The sequence below is a fragment of the Streptomyces niveiscabiei genome (assembly GCF_001419795.1).
GTDB lineage: Bacteria > Actinomycetota > Actinomycetes > Streptomycetales > Streptomycetaceae > Streptomyces > Streptomyces niveiscabiei.
On sequence record NZ_LIRL01000801.1, the window covers coordinates 1 to 3629 of the forward strand.

The 3629-nt window shown below is 72.3% G+C and carries 3 protein-coding genes; all 3 read left to right on the forward strand.

Features of this window, described 5'->3' with window-relative positions; translation table 11 throughout:
* A partial coding sequence (locus tag AOK24_RS34065) for an SLC13 family permease (protein WP_055723869.1) occupies positions 1–1272 on the forward strand: 1272 nt, incomplete at its 5' end.
* Positions 1273–1408: 136 nt separating this feature from the next.
* Positions 1409–2851: an acyl-CoA synthetase gene (locus tag AOK24_RS34070; protein ID WP_055723870.1), complete on the forward strand. Its 1443-nt coding sequence runs from the start codon at positions 1409–1411 to the stop codon at positions 2849–2851.
* Positions 2848–3629: carboxyl transferase domain-containing protein (locus AOK24_RS34075; RefSeq protein WP_276206876.1), on the forward strand; the 782-nt coding region annotated here is incomplete at its 3' end. The genes AOK24_RS34070 and AOK24_RS34075, both read left to right, overlap by 4 nt.

Sequence of the window (3629 nt, forward strand, 5' to 3'; positions counted from 1 at the left end):
GAACTCGTCGCCGACCTCGACGCGGACGGCATCTTCGCCGGGTTCCCCGGCGACCTGTTCGTCGTCCTGGTCGGCGTCACGTACCTCTTCGCGATCGCCCGCGCCAACGGCACCACCGACTGGCTGGTGCACGCGGCGATCCGGCTCGTGCGCGGGCGGGTCGCGCTCATCCCGTGGGTGATGTTCGCGCTGACCGGCGCGCTGACCGGCATCGGCGCGGTGAGCCCGGCGGCGGTCGCGATCGTCGCGCCGGTCGCGCTCAGTTTCGCCGCGCAGTACGGGATCAGCCCGCTGCTGATGGGCGCGATGGTCGTGCACGGCGCGCAGGGCGGCGGCTTCTCGCCGATCAGCATCTACGGCACGATCGTCAATGGCATCGTCGAACGCGAGAAGCTGCCCGGGAACGAGATCGCGCTGTTCCTCGCGTCGCTGTTCGCGAACCTCGTCATCGCCGGGGTGGTGTTCCTGGCGTGCGGTGGGCGGAAGCTGTGGCGGCAGGGGGTGGTGCCGGTCGGGGGTACGGGTATGACGGGGCCGTCCGGCGAAGGGGCCGGTACGTCCGAGGGGACGTCAACTGGGGGGTCCCCCGGAGGTATTACGGGTACTAAGGGTGGAAACACCCCCATCCAGACCATTCCCCGTGCGGTGGCGGAGGACACGTCGGACGGGGTCCGGCTGAACCCGGCGCGGATCGCGACCCTCGTCTCGCTGGTCGCGCTGGTGGTCGCCGTGCTGGCGTTCGACCTGGACGCGGGGTTCACCTCGATCACGCTGGCCGTGGTGCTGAGCACGGTGTGGCCGGCGGACAGCCGCAAGGCGGTCGGGGAGATCGCGTGGTCGACGGTGCTGCTGATCTGCGGGGTGCTGACGTACGTCGGCGTGCTGGACCAGATGGGCACGATCACCTGGGCCGGGGAGGGCGTCGGCGGCATCGGGGTGCCGCTGCTCGCGGCGGTGCTGCTGTGCTACATCGGCGCGCTGGTCTCGGCGTTCGCCTCGTCCGTCGGCATCATGGGCGCGCTGATCCCGCTCGCCGTGCCGTTCCTCGCACAGGGCGAGATCGGGGCGGTCGGGATGGTGTGCGCGCTGGCGGTGTCGGCGACGGTGGTGGACGTGAGCCCGTTCTCGACGAACGGCGCGCTGGTGCTGGCCGCGGCGCCGGACGTCGACCGTGAGCGTTTCTTCCGGCAGTTGATGATCTACGGGGGGATCGTGGTCGCGGTGGTACCCGCGGTGGCATGGCTGGTGATGGTCGTGCCGGGCTTCGGGTGAGCCGCGTGGTACCCGTCATACCCGTAGTACCCCTAGTACTTCCGGGCTACGGGTATGACCTCCGCCGAAGACCGAACGCCTGACACCGAACGCCCGACGCCCGACGCCCGACGCCGAACAGCAAGGAGTACGACGCGTGTCCCCTCTCTTCCCCGCCCTGACCGACGGCCCGTCCGACCGGCCGGCCCTCTCCTTCGGACCGCGTTCCCTGACGTACGCGCAGCTCTCGGCGGCGGCCGGGGCCGTCGCGCGGCGGCTGACCGAGGGGCGCAGGGTCGCGGTGTGGGCGACGCCCGAGCTGGAGACGGCCGTCGCGGTCGTGGGGGTGCTGCTGTCGGGCGGCGCCGCTGTGCCGCTGAACCCGAAGTCGGGCGACAAGGAGCTGCGGCACATCCTCTCCGACAGCGCCCCCGCCCTGGTGCTGACCGCGCCGGGCACCGAACTCCCCGAGGCGTTGCGGCAGTTCGAGCGGGTCGAGGTCGACGTCCGGGCCACCGGCACGCTCCCGGAGGACGGCTTCAGCCCGAACTCCCCCGCCCTCGTGGTCTACACGTCCGGTACGACGGGCCCGCCGAAGGGCGCGGTCCTGCCCCGCCGGGCGCTCACCCACACCCTCGACGCGCTCGCCGACGCCTGGCAGTGGACCGGCGAGGACGTCCTGGTGCACGGCCTGCCCCTGTTCCACGTGCACGGCCTGGTCCTCGGCACCCTCGGCCCCCTGCGGCGCGGCGGCAGCGTCCGCCACCTGGGCCGCTTCTCCACCGAGGGCGTGGCGAAGGAGCTGAACGACGGCGCGACGATGCTGTTCGGCGTCCCGACGATGTACCACCGCATCGCCGAATCTCTGCCGGACGAACCGGGGTTGGTGAAGGCCCTGACCGGCGCCCGCCTGCTGGTGAGCGGTTCGGCGGCGCTCCCCGTGCACGATCACGAGCGGATCGCGCGGGCCACGGGCCGCCGGGTGATCGAGCGGTACGGCATGACGGAGACCCTGATGAACACGAGCGTCCGCGCGGACGGCGAGGCCCGCGCCGGAACCGTCGGACTCCCGCTGCCCGGCGTCGAGTTGAGGCTGGTCGAGGAGGACGGCACGGCGATCGACGGCTACGACGCGGAGCGTGTCGGCGAGATCCAGGTGCGCGGCGCCAACCTGTTCACCGAGTACCTGAACCGCCCCGACGCGACGGCTGCGGCGTTCACCCCGGACGGCTGGTTCCGCACCGGCGACATGGCGGTGCGCGACCCCGACGGCTATGTCCGCATCGTCGGCCGCAAGGCCACCGACCTGATCAAGAGCGGGGGTTACAAGATCGGGGCGGGTGAGATCGAGAACGCGCTCCTCGAACACCCGGGGGTACGGGAGGCCGCGGTGACCGGGGAGCCGGACGACGACCTCGGCGAGCGGATCGTGGCGTGGATCGTGCCCAGCGACTCCGAACATCGGCCGTCGGCAGATGAGTTGGCCCAACACGTCGCTTCCCGGCTGGCTCCGCACAAGCGTCCCCGGGTCGTCCACTACCTCGACACCCTGCCCCGCAACGACATGGGGAAGATCATGAAGCGGGCGCTGGCCTCGTGACCCGCTTCTCCGCCCGCGAGGTCATCGCGCTCGTCACCGACACGTTCGCCGAACTCCCCTACCCCGAGAAGGAGTCGGCGCCCGACGGCCCGCTCGGCTGGGCGGGCTACGGCGCCTCGCTCGCCCGCGCCGCCGGGCGTACGGGGGAGAGCGAGTCCGTGGTCTGCGGCACCGCGGAGATCGAGGGCACCCAAGTCGTCCTGATCGCCTTCGAGTTCGGCTTCCTCGGCGGCTCCCTCGGTGAACGCACCGGCGACCGGCTGGAGTCGGCGTACCGGCATGCCCGCGCGCACCGGCTCCCGGTCGTCCCCCTCGTCGCCACGGGCGGCAGCCGGATGCAGGAGGGCATGCTCGCGCTCACCCAACTCCAGCGCGTGGCCCGCGAGTCGGCGCTCACCCGGGCGGCGGGCCTCCCTCAGATCGCGGTCCTGCGCGACCCGACGACCGGTGGCGGCTGGGCGACCCTCGGCGCGGGCGCGGACGTGATCCTCGCCCTGCCGGGCGCCCAAGTCGGCTTCGCGGGCTCCCGAGTCCGCCCGCCGGACGCGGATCCGGCGGCGTACACGGCGGAGGCCCAGGTGGCGGCGGGCTCGGCCGACGCGGTCGTGCATCCGGAGGAGTTGCGGGAGACGCTGGGGCTGTGGCTACGGCTGCTGAGCGCACCTCGGGCCGACGCGACGCCGTCACCGGACACACGGCCCAACTCCCTGCCGTCGCCGAACACTTCAACACCCCACCGCGCCCCGAACACCCCGACCGCCTTCTCTTATACACATCT